Source organism: Enterococcus larvae, assembly GCF_017830045.1.
Classification (GTDB): Bacteria; Bacillota; Bacilli; order Lactobacillales; family Enterococcaceae; genus Enterococcus_L; species Enterococcus_L larvae.
The window spans coordinates 212,409-233,424 of sequence record NZ_JAEDXU010000008.1; the positions used below are offsets into that span (position 1 = coordinate 212,409).

Annotated in this window: 17 protein-coding genes; 9 read left to right on the plus strand and 8 right to left on the minus strand. The window is 40.6% G+C overall.

What is annotated here, in order from left to right:
• Positions 1-4: 4 nt before the first annotated feature.
• The 7 genes from I6N96_RS15120 to I6N96_RS15150 form a co-directional block, all read right to left on the minus strand.
• Entirely contained in the window at positions 5-829 is an 825-nt protein-coding gene (locus I6N96_RS15120; protein WP_209558394.1) for a carbohydrate ABC transporter permease, read from the minus strand.
• Positions 829-1,692, minus strand: a complete 864-nt coding sequence (locus tag I6N96_RS15125) for a carbohydrate ABC transporter permease (protein ID WP_209558395.1) — start codon at positions 1,690-1,692, stop codon at positions 829-831. The genes I6N96_RS15120 and I6N96_RS15125 overlap by 1 nt, the downstream gene beginning before the upstream one ends.
• A gap of 277 nt (positions 1,693-1,969) precedes the next feature.
• A complete protein-coding gene (locus I6N96_RS15130; RefSeq protein ID WP_209558396.1) occupies positions 1,970-3,283 on the minus strand; it encodes an ABC transporter substrate-binding protein in 1,314 nt (437 codons plus the stop codon).
• Between the two features lie 284 nt (positions 3,284-3,567).
• Positions 3,568-6,045 carry an ABC transporter permease gene (locus I6N96_RS15135; RefSeq protein ID WP_209558397.1) on the minus strand — a complete coding sequence of 826 codons (2,478 nt, stop codon included), beginning with the start codon at positions 6,043-6,045 and terminating at the stop codon, positions 3,568-3,570.
• Entirely contained in the window at positions 6,046-6,705 is a 660-nt protein-coding gene (locus tag I6N96_RS15140) for an ABC transporter ATP-binding protein (protein WP_209558398.1), read from the minus strand. It abuts the gene before it with no gap.
• Positions 6,706-6,885: 180 nt separating this feature from the next.
• On the minus strand, positions 6,886-7,956 hold the full coding sequence (locus I6N96_RS15145) for a sensor histidine kinase (protein ID WP_209558399.1): 1,071 nt from the start codon (positions 7,954-7,956) through the stop codon (positions 6,886-6,888).
• Between the two features lie 71 nt (positions 7,957-8,027).
• A complete protein-coding gene (locus tag I6N96_RS15150; RefSeq protein ID WP_209558400.1) occupies positions 8,028-8,702 on the minus strand; it encodes a response regulator transcription factor in 675 nt (224 codons plus the stop codon).
• Between the two features lie 435 nt (positions 8,703-9,137).
• On the opposite strand from I6N96_RS15150, the gene I6N96_RS15155 reads away from it, so the two are divergent.
• The 9 genes from I6N96_RS15155 to I6N96_RS15195 all read left to right on the plus strand — a co-directional run bounded on the left by I6N96_RS15155 (position 9,138) and on the right by I6N96_RS15195 (position 20,176).
• The gene (locus I6N96_RS15155) at positions 9,138-10,055 is read left to right on the plus strand and encodes a permease (protein WP_209558401.1); all 918 of its coding nucleotides are present in this window, start codon (positions 9,138-9,140) and stop codon (positions 10,053-10,055) included.
• A 12-nt stretch (positions 10,056-10,067) separates the two neighbouring features.
• Positions 10,068-10,901: a TIGR03943 family putative permease subunit gene (locus I6N96_RS15160; RefSeq protein WP_209558402.1), complete on the plus strand. Its 834-nt coding sequence runs from the start codon at positions 10,068-10,070 to the stop codon at positions 10,899-10,901.
• Positions 10,902-11,130: 229 nt separating this feature from the next.
• A complete protein-coding gene (locus tag I6N96_RS15165; RefSeq protein ID WP_209558403.1) occupies positions 11,131-11,829 on the plus strand; it encodes a FadR/GntR family transcriptional regulator in 699 nt (232 codons plus the stop codon).
• A gap of 351 nt (positions 11,830-12,180) precedes the next feature.
• Positions 12,181-13,218, plus strand: coding sequence for a mannonate dehydratase (uxuA, locus tag I6N96_RS15170; protein WP_209558404.1), 1,038 nt, complete (start codon positions 12,181-12,183; stop codon positions 13,216-13,218).
• 13 nt (positions 13,219-13,231) lie between these two features.
• Positions 13,232-14,545 (plus strand): PTS sugar transporter subunit IIC, encoded by a 1,314-nt coding sequence (locus I6N96_RS15175; protein WP_209558405.1) that lies wholly within the window; start codon positions 13,232-13,234, stop codon positions 14,543-14,545.
• A gap of 22 nt (positions 14,546-14,567) precedes the next feature.
• Positions 14,568-15,974 (plus strand): glycoside hydrolase family 1 protein, encoded by a 1,407-nt coding sequence (locus I6N96_RS15180; protein WP_209558406.1) that lies wholly within the window; start codon positions 14,568-14,570, stop codon positions 15,972-15,974.
• A 125-nt stretch (positions 15,975-16,099) separates the two neighbouring features.
• Positions 16,100-17,011, plus strand: a complete 912-nt coding sequence (gene gnd / locus I6N96_RS15185; RefSeq protein WP_209558407.1) for a phosphogluconate dehydrogenase (NAD(+)-dependent, decarboxylating) — start codon at positions 16,100-16,102, stop codon at positions 17,009-17,011.
• Entirely contained in the window at positions 17,008-18,432 is a 1,425-nt protein-coding gene (locus I6N96_RS15190) for a gluconokinase (protein WP_209558408.1), read from the plus strand. Before gnd ends, I6N96_RS15190 begins: the two co-directional genes overlap by 4 nt.
• 325 nt (positions 18,433-18,757) lie before the next feature.
• Positions 18,758-20,176: a helix-turn-helix domain-containing protein gene (locus I6N96_RS15195; RefSeq protein WP_209558409.1), complete on the plus strand. Its 1,419-nt coding sequence runs from the start codon at positions 18,758-18,760 to the stop codon at positions 20,174-20,176.
• A gap of 55 nt (positions 20,177-20,231) precedes the next feature.
• On the opposite strand, the gene I6N96_RS15200 is transcribed toward I6N96_RS15195, so the two are convergent.
• Positions 20,232-20,588: a DUF7006 family protein gene (locus I6N96_RS15200; protein WP_209558410.1), complete on the minus strand. Its 357-nt coding sequence runs from the start codon at positions 20,586-20,588 to the stop codon at positions 20,232-20,234.
• Positions 20,589-21,016: the final 428 nt, after the last annotated feature.

Below are 21,016 nucleotides of genomic sequence, written 5' to 3' on the forward strand. Positions count from 1 at the left end.
GAGCCTATTTCACTGCTCCGTCGGCAACTCCTTTAATAATTTGTTTTTGCATGACAAAGTAGAAGATGATGACTGGCAGAACAGCAATCACCAAACCAGCTAAAGCCAGATGCCATTGTTTTGTATATTGACCAAAGAAGAAGAACATCTTCAAAGGAATGGTTTGTGTTGATGGTGAATTGATGACCAATGAAGGCAATAGATAGTCATTCCAGATCCACATTGTATTTAGTACCACAACGGTAACTGTTGTCGGCTTAAGCATTGGGAAAATTACCTTCCAAAACACTTGGAAACGATTCGCCCCATCAATGATCGCTGCTTCATCCAACGCCTTAGGAATACTTTTCAGCGCACCATGATACAGGAAGATCGACATACTTGCACCAAAGCCCAAATACATGAAAATGATTCCAGCCTGATTCAACATTTGCGCTTTACCAAACAATGAAATCAATGGGATCATAACAGATTGAAACGGCACCAGCATCGCTGCTACAAAGACCATGAAAATGAAGGTGCTCAGCTTTGTCTGCATCCGTTCCAATGCATAAGCACATAGAGAAGAGAAAATCACGATCACTACAACACTGACTACAGTGATAAGCAAAGAATTGAATAAGGTCTTCAAGAAATCCAATTGCGTGAAAGCATCCGGGTAATTCGCCCAAGTAAAGGATTCCGGTACGCCAAGGGGGTTGGTAAAAATCTCCTGCTTAGTTTTGACTGAATTCGTGATCATCAAGTAAAAGGGGACCAGCCAAATCAACCCTAAGATAAATCCAACTGCTGCACGAATCAGCTGACTGCTTGCTTTTTGTTTCTGCATTAGACTTCAACCTCTTTTCTTTTCGTCAAGTAAACCTGAGCTAACGAAATCACAGCAACAATAATAAAGAAGATTACTGCTTTAGACTGTGCATAGCCCATCTTGTTTTCTACAAAGGCACTATTATAAATGTTCATTGCAACCATCTGAGTTGAATTGTACGGCCCTCCATTTGTTAATGAAAGGTTTTGGTCATAGAGCTTGAAGCTGTTGGATAATGTCATGAACAAGCTAACTGTGAAGCCCGGCATGATCAATGGGAATTTAACGTGCCAGAACTTCTGCCAAGCCGTTGCTCCATCCAAATCAGCCGCCTCTAACAAAGCATCATCAACATTCTGTAAATAAGAGATGTAGATAACCATGATATAGCCGGACATCTGCCAGCACATCACAATGACCAACGCCCAAAATCCTGTATCCGTTGTCGACAGCCATGTCTTCAGAAATTCACTACCGATGGCATCGCCAATTGCCCCAAAGGCATTGATGAAGATGAACTGCCAGATAAACCCTAGAATCAATCCGCCAATCAAATTAGGCATGAAAAATACTGTTCTCAATATATTGGCTCCTTTGAACTTGCTGGTTACCAGCATTGCCAGTCCCAAGCCAATCACGTTGATCAGCAGGATCGATACAACCGCGAATTTTACAGTAAAGCCGATCGCTGACCAGAAGCCGCTGTCAGAAAGTAGTGCTTGGTAGTTTACCAGACCAATAAATTCTCCCTTAGCAACTGCATCCCAATTTGTAAACGAATAATAGACACCATATAAAAACGGAATGACCACAACAATGATCAAAGCCAATACTACAGGTGCTGCAAATAAATAAAACCATGTTCTCTTTTGATGCTTCATTTTCTGTCCCCTCCTATGTAACGAGGCTGAGGTAAAATAAAAGCCTCAGACTCTTCTAAATAAATGGCGGGTCAGAAGCAACTCCTTCGATAATAAGCTGAAATTTAGCAAAAATCTATAATACAATTTCCGTAAATTCCAGCCTATCACTAGAAGCTTAGCGTTCCTGACCCACCCTCTTTTGTCTCGCCATGTATCCTATCCAAAAGGCAGGATATCGATTGATAGTCCTACATAATCCTTCATATTTAAAAGCAGCAATTGCTTTGTCAATAATCTATTTTCTTTCAGCAGCCCATTTATCCTGTGCTGTTTTTAGTACTTCTTCCCAAGAAGCTTCACCAGCAACATATTTCTGGATTTGAGCACCAAGTGTTTGTTCTCCCCAACCTGAAGGGTAGCCCATGAATACCCAGCCAGTTGTCTTACCATCTGTGTAGTACGTGTACACATCTTTAGACAATGGATCTGAGATTTTTTCAGTATCATAGCCTTCATATGCCGGTACAAACTTGAATTCTTCTAAAACAATTTGCTTTCCTTCATCAGACGTATACAGATAATCAAGGAAGTCTTTCGCTGCCTGCACCTCTTCATCTGATCCATTCGGATTGACACCCCAATACATTGGAACACCAACAGGAATCGTACCTTCAGTTACACCATCGATTGGAATTGGCAGTAAACCGATATTTTCATTTGCCAATTCCTCATCGATTTCAGCAATTGTTGTATATACCCAGTTTCCTTGCTGCGTCATTGCCACTTTCCCATTAGAAAATAGTTGCTCTACCTGTTGAGAGTAGTCCAGACTGTTTGTCGGCTGAACAGAATATTTATTTGAGATATCGATATATTTTTTGAATTGATCGCCATAAGTGAATTCTACAGTATCCGCTTCATAGGCTTTCATCACATCATTATCAAACTCAGCATTTAGAAATGCATTTGATGCATGTAAACCAGTGATCCATTGTTCTTTAGCAGCCAGTGCGAATGGTGCATCAATCCCCAACTCATCCTTTTTCTCTTCCAGTGTTTTCGCGGCATCTTCCAAATCAGTTAGTGTAGTGATACTTTCCGCATCAATACCAGCCTCTTTGAAAATTTCCTTATTGTAAAGTACGCCATATCCTTCAATATTATATGGTAAACCTAAAACCTTGCCATCCTTCGTTGCACCTGTCAGTGTGCCGTCAAGTGCCTGCTTCGCAGCTTCTGTATCACTCAAATCTGTTAAACTGTCGATCCAAGTGTTGACATCTTCCGGACCGCCGATATTAAAGATATCCGGTTCATTTCCTGAAGAGAATTTCGATTTTAATGCCGCTCCATAGTCAGAGCCTCCTCCGACTGTTTCAACATTGATCTTCACATCGGGATTTTCCTCTTCATATTTTTTGGCCAGTGCTTCAAACTGATCCTTGAATTCTACTTTGAATTGAAAAATATCGATCTGTGTCTTTTCACCTGATGATCCGCTATCTGACCCACCAGCTGAATCCGATGCGTTGCCGCATGCAGCCAAACTCAAAGCAACTCCTGATGCCAGTAAACCTAAACCAATTTTTTTCCAATTTCTTTTATTCATTTTAGTTCCCCCAGAGTTATTTTTTTGACACCTTCATTGTGCAATCGATTGCGTTATTTTGCAAGCGTTTTTACAATGTTACCGATAACAGGATTAAATCGATTATAATCATGTAATTTTTAAGGAATATATAAAGATTTCCATTTTACTTTGAAAACAATAAAGCTATATACAATAATCTCGAATTTTCCGCAAACGAATGCATTTTCCACAAAGTATTTTCTATGCTTTCGCTAAACAAAAAAAGGATATGCCCTCCGTTTTGGAAAGCATATCCTTCTCTTCTATTCTGCTCCTTTAATACGATCAATAACTGCTTCTCTATTGACTAAATTAGTAGTGACAGCTGTCAGTACTAATTGAACAATAAATACGACCGCTACTAACAAGACAACCTGTAGGACAGGGTAATAATATTCTCTGATCTGCATCAATTGCTTGGCGGCAGCAAAAGCATACACTCCATAGCCAAGCAAGCTGCCCAAAATGACGGATGTTCCTGCGATTCCAAATGCATAGAACAGCCCTTCCGATTGAAGCATACGCTTCATCTGCTTATTGGACATGCCGATCGCCTGCATCACACCTAACTCTTTTTTACGTGTTAAAATACTGTCGATCGTTGTATTGATCAAATTCATGATTCCAACAACACCTAGGATCGCCATGATCCCATAGCCTGCCCCAGTGATCAGTAACATGACTGATTGCCATTGAATCAACGCTTCTTCATAGGTTTCCAACTCAAGCAATTCATTTGATGAAGTGATAGCTGACAAGACTTCTTTAACACTTGATTCCTGCTTAGGTTCAGATTTGATATCATAGTAGCTCGTAAGATTATTATCCGACATCGTTTGAAGCCCTTCATTGGAACTGATGAATGTACCGTAATTGCTTTGCGCCTGAGTAAAATTCCCGATTGCTGCAATTTTCAACTCTTTTGAATAGCTTTGATCCCCATCAAACAGAGTAACCTCCACGACATCGCCAGCTTTCACTTCCGGATAATTCATGGCAAATATATCACTGGCCAGTACCACATCGCCAGTTGTCAACTCCTCATAGGTCACACTTCCAGCAGTGATGACAGACTGAAGCTCACCAAAGCGTTCTTCATTGATCCCTGTTATAGAAATCTCCAACGGCTCATTTGTAGACAAATCCAGCAGCTCAGGGGTTTCTCCATCAATCATCAGGTGATCTTCAACAGATACAACGCCTGGAATTGCTGCGATTTCGTTTTTCATGGTATCATCCAAAGGATTGTTTTGCTGGATTGCTTTCCACTCCCGTTCAGGGTTCATTTTGTCCCCGCTCCAATGTCCAATAGAAAGTCGGAAATCCTCAGCGATTGAATCTCTGGCAATCTGACTCGGCTGCATGCAGTTAAACACTGTAGAAACAACAACGAATAGAACTCCAATCGCTCCCAAAGAAAAAATAGTCATCACTGTTCGCTTCTTGTTTCGGGATAAAGTTGCCCCGGCAAGTTTTTCCAACGTGATATCAGTGAATCCCTGACGTTTCGTCTGCTTGGTTACAGACTGTCCTGTGTAACGCATTGCTTCGATTGGCAGGATTTTCCCAGCCTGACGCATTGGCTTCAATGAAGAAGCAACAACCGTAGTCAAGCTTACTACTATTGTCAAAGCAACCACCCAGGGGAGAATCAACTGCACTTCTCCATTTTCCAGAGCTTCTTTCATGCCCTTCATCGCAACCGCATCGTTCATAAAATAAAGCATGATCTTATTAAAGAAGAGCACCGTACTTACTATGCCGATCAACAAACCTGTTGGAATAGCTGCACCTGCTACAATCAAGTTTTCCCTTAAAACCGCTTGGCGAATTTGCCTTTTCGTTGCACCAAGCGCCTTCAGTTTACCAAACTCCTGTACCTTATTGATTAGAGAAACATAATAAATGCTGTAGATTGTCAATGCACCAGCAACCACAATAACGACCACGAGCACAGCCACTCCAGTTAGAAAGCTAGGATCAACATAATTGGCAAATAAATACTCACTGTTTATGACAACATCCATTTCCTGCACGCCAAAAGAACTGCCGATTGTCTCGCAAATCTCTTCTACCGCATCTGTTGAAGTAGCAACGCTTTCAGGCACTCGAATCATGACGCGATAGCTTCGCTCCGTTTCAGGAATCATTTGTTCCATAAGATTTTCGGAGACCAGCATTGAGAATACACCCTTTTTATTTCCTTCCTCACTGTCAGGAAGAATCCCAGAAAGCTTGAACATCCCCTGCGTCTCTAAGCTCAGCCCATCTTCCTCTTGTTTTTGATAAGAGAGGTGGATTTCATCGCCTACAGCCGCTTCAGCATAGCCCCATCTACTTAGAGTTTCTCTAGTCAGCGCCACTTCGTTTTCCTTCTTTGGCGCTGATCCTTCAGTGAATATAGCCTTATTCAACCGCTGAGCCTCATCATCCAGATACATCATATAAAGCTCAGATTCTCCGCTTTTACTCTGACCAACATCCTGACGCAGCCCTGCGGCATCAATATCTGCATGCTGCAGCAGTTCATCTTTTTTATCTTCGGAAACATTTCGATACATAGCATGCCACGTAGGATACGTCTTATTTACAACGTGATTTTGTACATTTACCACACCGATCCCTATGGTTATAACCAGAAAAATCAAGACAGTTGTCAAAACAACAGCTATAGCTGAAAGCAGATTCTTCCCCTTATGGTATTTTGTATTTGCCCAAGCAAGTGTGTTGATCATTTTCATCTAGCTCACCCGCCCGTCTTCAATTCGGATCACTCGATCAGCCATCTGAGCAATTGCTTCATCATGGGTGATCATGATCAATGTCTGACCGAACTGCTCAACAGAATTCTTTAACAAGGACATGACTTCTAACTCCGTCTTCGTATCCAGATTTCCAGTCGGCTCATCCGCCAGAATGATGGCAGGACGGGCTGCGATTGCTCTGGCAATCGCTACTCGCTGCTGTTGCCCTCCTGACAACAGACTTGGTAAAGCCTTTTTCTTTTCCTCAATGCCGATTTTCTTCAACAGCTCATCAACGAAAGCTACATCGACTTTTCGATTATCCAACCCTAGCGGCAAAACCACATTCTCCCAGACATTAAGAGAAGGGATCAAATTGTAGCTTTGGAAGATAAATCCTATTTTCTGACGACGAAATACTGCCAGCTCATCATCTTTCATTTTAAATACATTTTTTCCATCGATATAGATTTCTCCTGAATCAGGACGATCCAGCCCGCCAATCAGATTCAGCAGAGTGCTTTTCCCTGAACCTGATTTTCCGATGATCGCAACAAATTCTCCCTTTTTGACTTCCAAATTTGTATGATCCACAGCTTTCACAATTGTATTACCGTCATTATAATGTTTTACTAAATCATTGATTTTCAATACCATTTGATTGTTCCCTCTTTTCTTTTTCTAAGTTCAGTATATAGAAGGAATCTTTCAATCTCTTTTCATCAAACATAACAAGTCTGTAAGAAAGAGCTTATCCACCTGCGCCATCCAAGCAAAGCAGCTACAGCAGCTATTTTCCAGTTCTTTACCTTACATTTTCTCTAGCCTTTCATTTTTTCATTCTTCTGCTCCCAACTCTTCCCCATCACTCAAATCCAAAGGAATAGTGATCTGGAAGCACGCTCCATGAGGGTGACGGTTTTTCATCAATATGACTCCACCTTGCTCCTCTATGATTTTTCGTGCCAGATAAAGGCCCACTCCGGACCCCTCATTTTCAAGAACATGAGGGTCATTGCCCCTGTAAAAACGACGATAAATCAAATTGACTTCGTCAATCGGAATCCCATCTCCTTCATCCAGCACTTCAATCAATGCATAGCTGGGAAGACACGTTCCTTTTACCAAGATCCTTGTTCCTTTTGGGGCATACTTGATTGCATTTTCTAAGATATTACTGATTGCTTCAACCGTCCACTTTCGATCGACAGCAACCAGACAGTCTTTCGGTATTTCTACTTCTATCTCCATCTCTTTGTCCAGCGCCTTCATGATCAAGCTATTGATGACCTCTGACAAAAGCGCTTGAATAGAATAGGCTTGCGGCTTCAGACTGATCAATTCAGCCTCCAGATGAGAGAGTCGAACCAATGAATCCAGCATTAGATCCAGCTTATCGATTTGACTGCTGCCCTGTTCCCAGAATTTTCTTCTTTCCTCAGGTGAAAATTCCTCAGAGCCTGCAATTTCCATGCTCATCTTCAACGATGCTATTGGTGTTTTCAATTGATGAGCTATGTCTGTAATTACCGCCTTGACGTTTTCTTCCTCTGATTTTTTTCGGTTAAGAAGTACTTCATTTCTTCTCTGCTCCTCCTCAAACCGATCAGATAGATTCAACATCTCTAAGCGAAGTCTTCTTTGAGTCAGTTGTTCTTTTCTCCAAATAAACAGCAGCAGCACACAGCTGAATCCTACGATCCATAAAGAACGGCGTAAAAATTCTTGTAAATGCTTCTGTTGACGTGTATCTCGGAACGAATAACCGTATTTCTCTTCTAAGCGTTTGCCCTCTGCAATCTTTGCCTCATCCAGCTCCGCTTGAAACCCCTCAACCACTGTCGCTTCATCCACTTCATTGGAAAAAGAAAAAACACCAAGTGCATGTTGACCATCTACAACAGTCATCTCGGACAGCTCCTTATAGTTTAAAAAGAGGAGTGAGACAACCATTAACAAGACCAGCACAAGAAAAGCGGTTAGAGCTTTTGAACGTCGCTGATCCATAAATAGCCGACTCCCCTCACTGTTTTGATTTTATCTTTACCTATTTTTTGTCTCAGACGACTGATATTGACTGAGACTGTATTACTATCTACGTAATCTCCTTTGTTGTCCCAAATCTTTTCCAGCAGCTGCTCCTGTGTCAAAATCTGTTTAGGATTTTCCATAAAATAAACAAGCATTTGCATCTCTGTCTTGCTTAACTGAGCAAGCTCCCTCTCAACAAATACTTTCATCTCAGATAAATTAAGTCGAATATCTCCTGATGAAAATATCCGTGACTCATTATCAGGCAGACGTTTGATCAATGCATTCACTTTAGAAATCAGCACCATCAAACTGAAAGGCTTTGTTACGTAATCGTCGGCACCATGCTCATAACCTGCTACAACATCATATTCTTGATTATAAGAAGTCAGCATGATGATAATGACGCTCGATTTTTGCCGTACTTCTTTGCAAAAATCCAATCCGCTTCCATCCGGCAATGAAATATCACTGACAACTAGATTGATTTCCTCAGCTTCAAATGTTTTTTCTGCCTCTCTGATTGTTGTACAAGAAAACACATCATATCCTTCTTTTTTCAGACATAGAGTGATTCCCTGATTTAAATTTACATCATCCTCTAACAATAGTATCTTTTTCATAATAGCTCCCCTAACCATTATTTTATTACAGTAGTTCTTTATTAATATAGCAAATAAACCGGGGATACGCAGTAGGAATTTTCGGAAAATTCCAACTTTCTGTTACCGCTTACCCTCAATTATTGCCTACACTCCAAATAACAGCTTGACTTCATCTTTATCTTTTCATTTGTACAGCCCGGTGATTTGCTTCTGTTTTTCCTTAAATTTCCTTGAAGAGACTTGTTTTATGAAGAAAAAAGGAGTTAAATAAATGAGGAGTTTGATGAGAGATTTACTCTTTCTCTGATGACAAGCAGAGCTGCTCTACGCAAAGAGCGGTCATTTTATTTATACCAAAAGAATCAATAATGACAACTATTGATTCCCTACAGCAAAAAGAAATCACTGCACGACTTGAGGGATTTCTACACCAGACATAAAGGAGCTACACCTATGGGACAGATTCTTCCAAATTCAGTGTTACAAATGAGCACGATTTTCCTCTCTATCGTGATTGAAGCCTTTCCGTTCGTTTTACTTGGCTGCTTGATTTCAGGTGCCATCCATGTATTTCTAACCCCTGAACGGGTCATTCGATTACTACCTAAAAACAAACTGCTCTCCATTCTTTTCGGGAGTTTCTTAGGATTCTTTTTCCCTTCCTGTGAATGCGGGATCGTACCGATTGTTCATCAATTTTTGAAGAAAGGAGTTCCATCGTATACTGCGTTTGCCTTTATGCTGACAGCTCCTATCATCAATCCTATTGTTTTGTTCTCTACATATATTGCCTTCAGCAATTCTATGCAGTTTGTCCTTTGGCGTGTAGGAGGAAGTATGCTGGTTGCTTTTGTTGTCGGCATTTGGCTGGCATTTGTCAATAAGGACACGATTTTACTGACACAAGAAGGACAAGAAATCATTTCAGATACCACAGCTTGTACGCATCATTCCACACAAACGATCAAGCCTTCTTTTTTCACTCAAGCAAAAGAAGTACTGACTCACGGAATCGATGAATTTTTTGATACGGGACGCTATTTGGTCATCGGCGCTCTGTTAGCTTCTGCCATGCAGACCTATTTACCGACAGCCGCCATTCTTCAGCTTGGGCAAACAAAACTACTGGCAATTGCGGTCATGCTTCTTATCGCCTTTACTCTTTCACTATGTTCTGAGGCAGATGCCTTTATCGGCTCCTCACTTCTCAGCTTATTTGGTACTGGACCTGTTGTCGGTTTCCTTGTTTTCGGACCAATGGTGGATATCAAAAACCTATTGATGATGAAACGCTACTTCAAAGGTTCTTTCATGCTCAAACTAGTTGGTCTGATCACTATTTTAACAGCGGCTTATGCCTATCTTGTTTAAGGAGGAAATCTCATGATTCGATTCATTATTTTTGCCGGTTATGCACTGTTGATGATGTCTCTACAGGTTTCTGGAAAATTGAACCAATATATCAATGTCCATTATCGCTATCTGGCTATATTATCTATGGGGCTGTCTTTGATTCTAGCTGTTTTTCAGTTGGTTCTTTGGTCAAAAAATGATACAAAATCTGAACATCATCATAACGAAGATCACCATCATAAGCAGAAACCTATTCAACAGCTTTGGGCTTATCTTTTATTGGCTTTGCCTTTGGTAGTAGGCTTCGCCTTTCCAACAGTTAGCCTAGATACAACGATTGTTGAAGCAAAAGGATTTCAATTTCCACTAAGTAAAGAGTCTACAGGAGATCCTGATATACAAACGCAGTATTTAAAGCCGGATACAAGTATCTTTTTTGAAAAATCTGATTACGAACAGCAAATGCAGGAGTTGATGGAAGAATATGCGGATCAGAAAGTCATTGCGATTACGGATGAAAACTACTTAGAAATCATGGAGCTGATTTACAATTACCCTAGCGATTTTCTCGGAAAAACCGTTTCTTTCCAAGGCTTCGTCTTTCATTCGAAAGAAGATACCGAAGAAAACACCTTTGTTTTCCGCTTCGGTATTATTCATTGTGTTGCAGATGCTGGTGTATTCGGACTACTGACACACTTGCCGGAAAACACCTCCCTTAGTAACAATGACTGGGTTGAGCTGACTGGAACGATCACAACTGATTATTATCATCCATTCAAGCGAACACTGCCAATCCTAGATGTTTCCAAAGTGAAAAAAATCTCAGCCCCTGAAAACGAATATGTATACCGAACATTTTAGCCGCTGAGACGAGTTTGGGATATACAATAATTCCCAAGTTTTGTATTCCTTTGAATAATTAAGCGATTGAAGGGCTTCGATAATGCACTGAAATCATTGAGAATCGTATTTTTCTAATAAAATTTGGAAAACAATTCAAATTCATCTTATGATTATGGATTGATTATCCCATTTGCAACTACTGAAAAAGTGAGATACAATACATTCATCAGATGAGTGAGGGATAGTCATGGAAAATATAGGAAAAAAACTGCCGGAACAGGTTGCAGACACAATCATTGAATACATACAGGAGCATGATTTACAGGTTGGTGATCGCCTGCCAAACGAATACGACCTGGCTAAGGAATTGAACGTTGGGCGCAGCACTATCAGGGAAGCTGTACGTTCTCTAGCTTCCCGTAATGTGCTGGAAGTCAGACAGGGTGCCGGAACCTTCATTAGTAAGAAAAGAGGCATTGCCGATGATCCGTTGGGATTCGGACTTGTAAAGGATACGCTGAAGCTCACAAAGGATTTATTTGAAATTCGTTATATCCTAGAGCCTCGTGTTGCAGCACTAGCAGCTGCTAATGCAAGCAATGAAGAGATTCAAGCAATCGACGAAGTCCGTCTCGCCATTGAAAAGGCCATGGATACAGACACTGAACTTCAGCTGAATCTAGATGTCGAGTTCCATTCATTGATCGCCAAAGCCAGCAACAATGTTGCTATGCACCACTTGATTCCAATCATCAACGAATCGATGTTCCTTTATAATGACGGCTATACAAATCAGCGGGTCAAAGAAGAAACGATCCTACTGCATAGGGAGATTGTCGCAGCAATCAAAAAGCACGACTGCGATGCGGCTTTCGATGCAATGACCGTTCATATGGCTTATAACCGAATGAACTTGAACCGCTTTGAACAAGAAACAAACAAATAGCTATTAGCTTAAAAGAGAGTGGGACAATAATCTGTTGCCACTCTTTTCCATACCCTAAATCCGAATAAACGGCGAGTCAGAAGTAGCTCCTACGACAATAAGCCGGAATTCAACAAAAATTTGTGAAACAATTTTCGTGAATTCCGGCTTATTGCTTGTAGCTAAACACTTCTGTCTCAGCCTCTTTTTTTGTTGTAAATTTCACTATAAATTCCCTTGATAATGCCTCTTTACTCAAAATATTGGCTTGTATATTATTTTCTCAGAAAAAAGTAAACGTTTTCTATTGACAAATCATCAGACGTATTTTATATTAAATTCATCAGATGATTAAGAAAGGAGTAATAAATTATGAAATTCAGCTTTAGATGGTATGGCTCATCAGATCCCATTCCACTTGAGTACATCAGACAGATTCCCAACATGACAGGAATTGTCAGCGCCATATATTCTGTGCCGGTCGGAGAACTTTGGCCTGAAAAGGATATTGAGACATTAAAACAAGAAATCGAGGCCAACGGAATGCGCTTCGAAGTAGTTGAAAGCGTACCGGTTCACGAGGATATCAAGCTTGGAAAGCTCACAAGAACTAAATATATTGAAAATTACAAAGAAAACATCAGACGATTAGCAAAAGCCGGTGTCACCACCATCTGCTACAATTTTATGCCTGTCTTTGACTGGACACGAACAGATTTAAATTTTATCAACAAGGACGGCTCTTCTTCTCTTACTTTAGATTTGAAGAAAATTGATTCACTTGATCCGCTGTCTGGTGATTTTTCACTCCCCGGTTGGGATGAATCTTATTCAAAGGATGAGCTGAGTGCTCTATTTACCGCATATCAGTCTGTTACTCCTGACGAGCTTTGGGATAATCTTGGGTATTTTTTAAATGAAATCATCCCTGTTGCTGAAGAAGTCGGAATCAATATGGCTATTCATCCTGACGACCCGCCATATTCCATTTTCGGTTTACCGAGAATCATTACCGATGATGCAGCCTTTCAACGACTCTTTAAGCTCAATGACAGCCCGGCGAATGGTGTGACCTTCTGTACTGGTTCATTAGGGGCACGAAATGATAACGATATCTACACTATGCTTGACGATTACCTCAAACAGGGCAGAGTTCACTTCATGCATACGCGAAACATCCTGCTCCACGAGGACAACAGCTTTGAAGAGACAGCTCATATGTCTAAATACGGCTCAGTTGATATGGTCAAGGTTTTAGCTATCTTGAAACGCCACAACTACAATGGCTATCTAAGACCCGACCACGGCAGAATGATCTGGGGGGAAAACGGACGACCAGGGTATGGATTATACGATCGGGCACTTGGAGCAAGTTACTTGAACGGTATTTGGGAAGCTTTACACTATTAAGGAGGATTTACTAATGGAAAATCGAAGTTTTATGGACAAGTTTGCTGATGTCTTGGGGAATGTTGCGACAAAGATTAACAGTCTTCGGTATATCAAAGTCATCAAAGAAGCTTTTGCTGCGTTGATTCCGGTCATTATCACCGGAGCCTTTGGAACCTTGTTTTCTGCTATGGTTTTCGATACCGAGAATGGTCTGGCACAGCTCGGACCGCTTGAATTTCTTGGTGCACTAAAACCGATCGCCAACAGTATTTCTTATGTGACCCTTAGTTTTTTAACCATCTACGCCGTCTTTCTGATTGGTATTGAACTGGCAAAGCTGAATCAGGTCAAGGGTGTCTTTCCTGGTATTATTGCAGTAATGTCTTATCTTTCTGTTAACCCCACCACCTATGAATTTCTTTTCGAAGAAAAATCAGTTATTGCTGAAAACGTACTGGCTAAACAATTTACAGATACTAAAGGATTATTTTTAGGGATGTTCATCGCTATTCTGTCTATCGAGCTGTATTGCTGGCTAGGCAAACAGGATAAGCTGAAGCTGAAAATGCCGGACACGGTACCAACGAATGTCTCTGCAAGCTTCTCTGCCCTGTTTCCGACGATTCTGACAGTTTCAGGTATTGCAACTTTAGGCTTTGCAATCAAATCCCTGACAGGCATGTATATGTACGATATTATCTATAACCTTGTTCAAAAACCATTAGAAAATGTTGTACAAGGACTACCTGGCATTCTGCTGCTTATGTTCATTGCACAAGTATTTTGGGTGATTGGTATTCACGGGAACCAAATGGTCAAACCTGTCAGAGAACCGCTTCTATTAGCTGCAATCGCTGTCAATACTGAAGCCTTTGAAGCAGGAAAGGAAATCCCGAATATTATCACGATGCCTTTTTGGGATATGTACATGAGCATGGGCGGCTCTGGAGTGACAATCGGTCTGCTGATTGCAATATTCCTAGTAGGCAAACGAGATGATATGAAGGAAATCGCCAAGCTTTCTGCCGCCCCCGGTATTTTCAACATCAACGAACCAGTGATTTTCGGAATGCCGATCATGCTGAATCCGATCCTTGCGATTCCATTCATCGTGACGCCATTGGTCACAGGTACAATCGGATACGTTGCAACATATCTTGGCTTCGCAGCTAAAGCAGTTGTCATGGTACCATGGCCGATGCCGCCGCTTGTTAACGGGTATCTAGCTACAGCCGGTGATTTCGGTGCTGTCATCACGCAATTTATCTGTATCATTGTTTCCATTTTGATCTATCTGCCATTTGTAAAGGTAGCCAATCGTCAACAGCTGCAGTCAGCTGAATAAATTTCCTTTTGGAGGTAAAAATATGAACATCACTATTCCTGAAAATTTCGTTATCGGTGCCGCTTCTTCTGCTTGGCAGACAGAGGGCTGGAAAGGAAAAAAGGACAATCAGGATTCTTTCCTTGATTTGTGGTATAAAAATGAAACCTTTGTCTGGCATGATGGCTACGGCCCCGATACCGCAACAAACTTTATGGAAAACTACCAAACAGATATCGATTTGATGAAAGATATCCATTTAACTCATTATCGGACATCCATCAACTGGGCTCGCTTTTTTACAGATCATGAAAATCTGATTGTAGATGAAGAGTATGCAGCGCACATTGATGCGGTCATAGATAGTTTGATAGCAGCTGGTGTAGAGCCAATGCTTTGCCTTGAACACTATGAGGTCCCTGCTGTCTTACTGGAGAAATACGATGGCTGGAGCTCTAAAGAGGTTGTTGCATTGTACATCAGTTATGCTGAGATTGCCTTTGCACGTTACGCAGATCGTGTCAACTATTGGTTTACCTTTAATGAACCTATCGTTCCGCAAACACGTTGTTACTTGGATGCCGTTCGTTGGCCTCATGAACAGGATACAAAAAAATGGATGACTTGGAATTACCATAAAGCACTGGCTACCGCAAAAGCTGTTAAGCTTTTCCACGAAAAAAAATATAGCGGTCGAATTGGCTGCATTCTAAATCCTGAGATGGTTTACGCTCGTTCAAGTGCTCCTCATGACCAAAAAGCTGCCCACATGTACGACCTATTTTTCAATAAAGTCTTTTTCGACCCAATGATTCTAGGTGAGTATCCTGAAGAATTACTTGATTTATGCAGCACACATGATATCATGTTCCCATCAACTGAAGAAGAAATGGCGATCATCAAAAACCATACAGTAGATTTTCTTGGAATCAATCAGTACTATCCAAAGCGAGTACGAGCACCTCATTACCAATGGAACCAAGAGACGCCCTTTCATCCAGAGATGTTTTATGAGAACTTCGAGCTTCCCGGAAGAAAAATGAACAACTCCCGCGGTTGGGAAATCTACCCGAAGGTCATGTACGATATGGCGGTATACTTGAAGGAGAATTACGGCAATATTCCTTGGTTAGTCACTGAAAACGGCATGGGACGCGAACAAGAAGAGCTGTATATGAATGAAGCAGGACAAGTGCAAGATGATTATCGCATCGATTTCATTTCACAGCATTTACGCTGGCTGCTTCAAGCTGTTGAGGAAGGTGCAAATTGCGAGGGCTATATGCTTTGGGCATTTACTGACTGCGTCTCACCAATGAATGCATTCAAGAATCGTTATGGCCTTGTTAGGATTGAGCTTGATGAAGACCGAACAAGAAGTCTGAAAAAATCCGGTCTATGGTATAAACAGCTGATCACCGAGAAACAGCTGATACTTCCAGAACAATAGGAACCTTCACAATCGATACTCTTCTTACTCAAATAAACTTCTGCATGCACATGAAAATGAAGTTGACTTGTTTAAGGAGAGTATTTAGCTGACAAAAGATGATTACAGATAGGAGAAAACGGCAAATGAATATTGACTTGATTGGTTTAGGAAAAATGGGAATGGGTATTCTGAGGAATCTATCTACAAAAGATGGCTATTCTATTCATTGTACAGATATCAATGGAGAACTAAAGGCGCCTGCTGAGGAATTAGGTGCTGTTTTCTTCCCTTCCCTTTCAGAGCTTACTGCCTCAAGACAAGGAGGAACACGAGTCGTTTGGTTGATGCTTCCAGCAGGAGATCTAACCAATCAGATGATTGAAAATTGTCTGCACTTCCTAGAAAAAGGCGATACGCTCATTGATGCCGGCAATTCAAAATATACAAATAGCCAAAAAAATGAACAGCTTTGCAGGAATCACGGCATTCATTTTCTTGATGTCGGCACCTCTGGCGGTGTTGACGGAGCAGCGAACGGCGCCTGTATGATGATCGGTGGTAAACAGGAACACTATCAAGCAGTCGAGTCATTGTTCAAGGACCTGTGTGTTCCAAATGGTGTCCTCTACTGCGGTCCTGCTGGCAGCGGACACTACTTAAAAATGATTCATAATGGCATTGAATATGGTATGATGCAGTCAATAGCTGAAGGCTTTGACATTCTTGCTCACGCTCCCTTTGATTATGATTTAGAAAAAACCGCAAGAGTATTCAATCATGGCTCAGTCATTCGCAGCTGGCTAATGGAGCTAACAGAAAATATCTTTCGTTCTCCTGAACAATTGGATGAAATCGAAGGAATTATCCCCTCTTCTGGAGAAGGGCAGTGGACAATCGAAGAAGCATTGCGCTTAAAAATAGCTGCCCCTGTCATTACTCAATCTCTTCTATTTCGCTATTCTTCAGAGAGCAAGGACCGGACAACTGAAAAGGTCGTTGCATTGCTCCGCAACCAATTTGGCGGCCATGCTGCGGTGAAGGAGGAAGGAAAATGATGGTTGGAACGAGTCTCACCATCGATATAGGAACAACAGCAATCAAGCTGTCCTTGTATCAAGAAAAACAGCTGATCCAACAGAAGGAATGCCGCATTCAAACCTATATCGAGCCTGATGGAAAAGTCTGTCAACACGCTGACGAGCTGTTGGAAAGTCTAGAAACAACGCTTTTTTCTTTTACTGCTGACGAGCGTCGAAATATTGAGGAGATTGCATTAAGCACTGCGATGCACAGCTTGCTTCCTGTTTTCGAAGATGGTTATGGGGAAATTTTGATTTGGTCAGACAAGCAATCCGCTGATACAGTTGCGGCATTCAAACAAACAGCCTACAGTCAAAGGTTTTACGAAAAAACAGGTACACCCATTCATTATATGTCGCCCTTTTCAAAGCTTCTATGGATCAAACAAACCCAACCTTTCCACCGTCCTGCCAAAAAATGGGTCGGCCTAAAAGAGCTGATTACTGCCTTCTTTACAGGAGATCATATACTTGATTATTCTACTGCTTCTGCAACAGGCTTGTTCAATAGCCTGACGATGGACTGGGATGATGAAATCCTCAAATTCGTATCTGTAAATAGAGACCAGCTTCCTAAGCTAGTGAACACAACAACTCTGCTTACTATACCAAGCAGCAAAAGGGCAGAGCTTGGTCTTGATGAGAAAGTAAAATTACTGATTGGCGCTAGTGACGGCTGTCTTGCAGCTTATGCCGGTTACTTGAACACTGGCTTACGTACTAGCCTTACTTTAGGCACAAGCGGTGCTGTACGCAAACTTTCGGAACAGAGACAACTTGATCCAGATGGACAAACCTTCTGTTACTATTTAAAAGAGAACCTCTGGGTCAGCGGTGGTCCAACAAATAATGGCGGCATCGTTCTAGAATGGCTCAGTCAGTTATTTTACGATGATTCAACTGCTCTATTTGATCACTTAGCATCCATACTAAAAAATACGCCTATCGGCTCAAATGACCTACTATTCCTTCCTTATATCAATGGAGAACGAGCACCCATGTGGAATCCATATATAGAGGGTTCTTTTCAAGGAATTACGATGCAGCATAATCGCAACGACTTTATTCGTGCTGCTACTGAAGGGATTCTGCTGAATTTAAAGATGATCATGGACGCAAACCAAGTAACAGATAAAGAAATCTCCATTAACGGAGGTGTCTTTCGTCACGAAGCATTCACACAGTTAACTGCCAGTATCCTTGGAACAGAATGCTTGATTTCCAACCACAATGAGCCAGGATTCGGCTTACTTGGCTTACTAAACAAAGATTTAAACGAACAGCTCACTCCTTCCTTTCAACTTATAAAAAAGGAGAACGAGCAAGTAGAGCAGTATCAAGCGATTTATGAACGCTTCATTGAAACTATCGCTACTTATACAACACACCATCTATAATTAAGCTAGAAGTAATTGATGCGTTCCTCAACTACTTCTGCTTTTTTATTTCAACAGAAACAGCACTCTATTTACTAAAAAACAGCTAAGTTCAAATACCTCTAGCAAGAAATTACTTTACAAACGAGTGCCTTTTCCATTAAAATCGTCTTGTGTCCTACAGAAAAAATAACAGAAAGGATCGATGTCTTATGATGAGCAATACTTCAGCTTTCTTTTTACGCTCAACCATCTGCGGAAAAAAGCACCTTTATAAAAGCTATGATTTTATGCATTCCTTCAGCAGATATTCCCCTTCTCTTTTTGCAGCACAGGTGATGGACTCATGATTTATACGTACATAGAGAAAGGGTTATTACGGGCTGTTGAATTGGTCGATTTACTTTTAGGCGAACAGTACATCAGCTCCACATCAATCTCCACCAATCTGAGCTGTACACCCGTCACTATTACAAATGATATCAACTATCTGCGCAGCACTTTACATATAACGATTTTAGAAAATGAAGCCGGCGACTATCGAATCGATCCTTTCACTGAAGGAAACCGTGATACTATCAGCAAAAAGATATATGCTGAGTCTCTCTTCTTGAAAGCGGTGGCCTATTTTCTAAAACCCGCTGAAAAAAAATATATCGATTTCATCGACGAGCAATACATCTCTGTATCAAAGGGTTATTTGCTTAGAGCAACCGTAGAAAAATTTCTAAATGAACTTGAACTGACGATTTCAGATAACCAAATCACTGGAAACATCATCAAGATTCGCTTTTTAGCATCCATCTTGACCAGACAATTTGGTCTAAATCTTATAAATACAGATGAAGAGATAACTATAAAAAGTCTGGATGTCCTCAAGGTTATCGAACAGAACTTAAACATCACATTTTCCAATAGTGAAAAAAGTTTTTTTGATTCCTTGCTTCAGACAACAGTTGCTTCAAATATCCCTCAAGGAAGCTTGCATTTTCCTGCAGTAGCCTTAGAAACTATCAACAAGTATCTACGACCAAAAGATTTTGACAAAGTACTTAAGTCTAATTTTGCATCCATTTGGGGAGAACGTTTTGAGGATGAATATCTATTTACTGCTCTTTCGTTGATGGTGATCAATACCCATGTTTTTGATCAAAAAATGGATCCTGAAACGCTGGCAGCTTATCGAGAAAATTTTCTCAGCGACCCAAGCGTCAAACGATTAACAGATTTGTTTGAAGAAGCATTTTCAACGGACCTCATCTCAAAAGATTGGTTCCTATCAGCAATCTTTACTTTTTTGAAGGATACAACATTAGACCTGCATCCTTTGATTTCAACAGAGTATTTACGAATCGACAAAGCAGATAGCGAATTTTTTACCAAAGTAAAACAAGTCATTCAGGAGTGGAATATCTACGGATTGAATATCACGGAAAAGCACATTAATGTCCTATGCTGCCGTTTGAACCCTTTTATCATTAAAAAGCAAGTATCTACTATTGCTTTGATTTCAGAGAACAGTATAGATAGCCATATTACACAGATGATGATAAAAGATTTTCTACCACAAACTATTCGCTTCACTATCCATTCCGATCTGGCTGCTGCTGAAAAAAATACCGATAGCTTAGATAAAACATTATTCGTTATCGATAAAAATGCTTCATTACCGAAGAAATGCGATCCGTCCGTTCGATCACTCTTTATCGATTTTCCACCGGGAACCACAGACCTGAAAAAAATACTTTCCTGTACATTTCTTTAAAGCCTAAAAAGCTGTTGCGATCTTGTAATCGCAACAGCTTTTTAAGCTTATTTATTCAATTGATTTGGAAAAGAACCGAATCTTCTGCTTCGAATTCTTTGTTGAAATTCAATATCTTTTCATGATGAGCGCTTTTGTAATCCATATCGATAAGCTCAATGATCTCATGATCGGACAGTTCACTAAACAAATTCCTACTGGAAATATAAAATTTTATCAACCGAAGCTTCGCATCAAGCGCCATCAATTGAGGCAGCACCTCATAAAAGTTCTCCCCGTTGATTGTAAGCACTAATTCATTTGCCTTTTTGCAAAGTTCAGCGGCGTAAACTGATAAGGGATTTCCGGCTTCAGAACAGTTTTCGATTTGTTTGAAATCCATAGAATTCCACAATCCGCACCATTTTTTCACTAAAGTTCCCTCCAATTTTCTTTTTTGTGATTGACTAATTTTCAGTCAATCACTATTATAAAGTTTTTCAGAAATTTTTTTTCCAAACCTTTAAAAAGAAAAATGGAAAAATACAGAGAATTTTCTCGCTCTCGCTAGAGGACTTAATGATCATCACTTTAAGTAGCACTCCTTAACAATCGTGATAAATGCTTTGTATAGAGATAAAAAATACGAGTAGAAACAATCCACGATCGAACTCATTTTCTATTCCAACATTTACAGAATATATTGATACTCTGAATTTTTTCATCGACAATAGAAATGAGAGTGGGACAATAGTCAGAAAAAATCTGATCATTGTCCCACTTTTTTTGATTTAGGGGTACATAAAAAGCACACAACCTTGTATGATTAAAGTGCCTAAACCCAATCAAAAGGAGCGTGCT

Bases quoted from the DNA above. Each gene is read 5' to 3' on its own strand.
- I6N96_RS15175 (WP_209558405.1), top strand. From the start codon at position 13,232: ATGGAAAATCGAAGTTTTATGGACAAGTTTGCTGATGTCTTGGGGAAT.
- I6N96_RS15160 (WP_209558402.1), top strand. From the start codon at position 10,068: ATGATTCGATTCATTATTTTTGCCGGTTATGCACTGTTGATGATGTCT.
- I6N96_RS15140 (WP_209558398.1), bottom strand. From the start codon at position 6,705: ATGGTATTGAAAATCAATGATTTAGTAAAACATTATAATGACGGTAAT.
- I6N96_RS15145 (WP_209558399.1), bottom strand. From the start codon at position 7,956: ATGACTGTTGTAGATGGTCAACATGCACTTGGTGTTTTTTCTTTTTCC.
- I6N96_RS15130 (WP_209558396.1), bottom strand. From the start codon at position 3,283: ATGAATAAAAGAAATTGGAAAAAAATTGGTTTAGGTTTACTGGCATCA.
- uxuA (WP_209558404.1), top strand. From the start codon at position 12,181: ATGAAATTCAGCTTTAGATGGTATGGCTCATCAGATCCCATTCCACTT.
- I6N96_RS15135 (WP_209558397.1), bottom strand. From the start codon at position 6,045: ATGAAAATGATCAACACACTTGCTTGGGCAAATACAAAATACCATAAG.
- I6N96_RS15165 (WP_209558403.1), top strand. From the start codon at position 11,131: ATGGAAAATATAGGAAAAAAACTGCCGGAACAGGTTGCAGACACAATC.
- I6N96_RS15195 (WP_209558409.1), top strand. From the start codon at position 18,758: ATGATTTATACGTACATAGAGAAAGGGTTATTACGGGCTGTTGAATTG.
- I6N96_RS15190 (WP_209558408.1), top strand. From the start codon at position 17,008: ATGATGGTTGGAACGAGTCTCACCATCGATATAGGAACAACAGCAATC.
- I6N96_RS15180 (WP_209558406.1), top strand. From the start codon at position 14,568: ATGAACATCACTATTCCTGAAAATTTCGTTATCGGTGCCGCTTCTTCT.
- I6N96_RS15155 (WP_209558401.1), top strand. From the start codon at position 9,138: ATGGGACAGATTCTTCCAAATTCAGTGTTACAAATGAGCACGATTTTC.
- I6N96_RS15120 (WP_209558394.1), bottom strand. From the start codon at position 829: ATGCAGAAACAAAAAGCAAGCAGTCAGCTGATTCGTGCAGCAGTTGGA.
- I6N96_RS15150 (WP_209558400.1), bottom strand. From the start codon at position 8,702: ATGAAAAAGATACTATTGTTAGAGGATGATGTAAATTTAAATCAGGGA.
- I6N96_RS15125 (WP_209558395.1), bottom strand. From the start codon at position 1,692: ATGAAGCATCAAAAGAGAACATGGTTTTATTTATTTGCAGCACCTGTA.
- gnd (WP_209558407.1), top strand. From the start codon at position 16,100: ATGAATATTGACTTGATTGGTTTAGGAAAAATGGGAATGGGTATTCTG.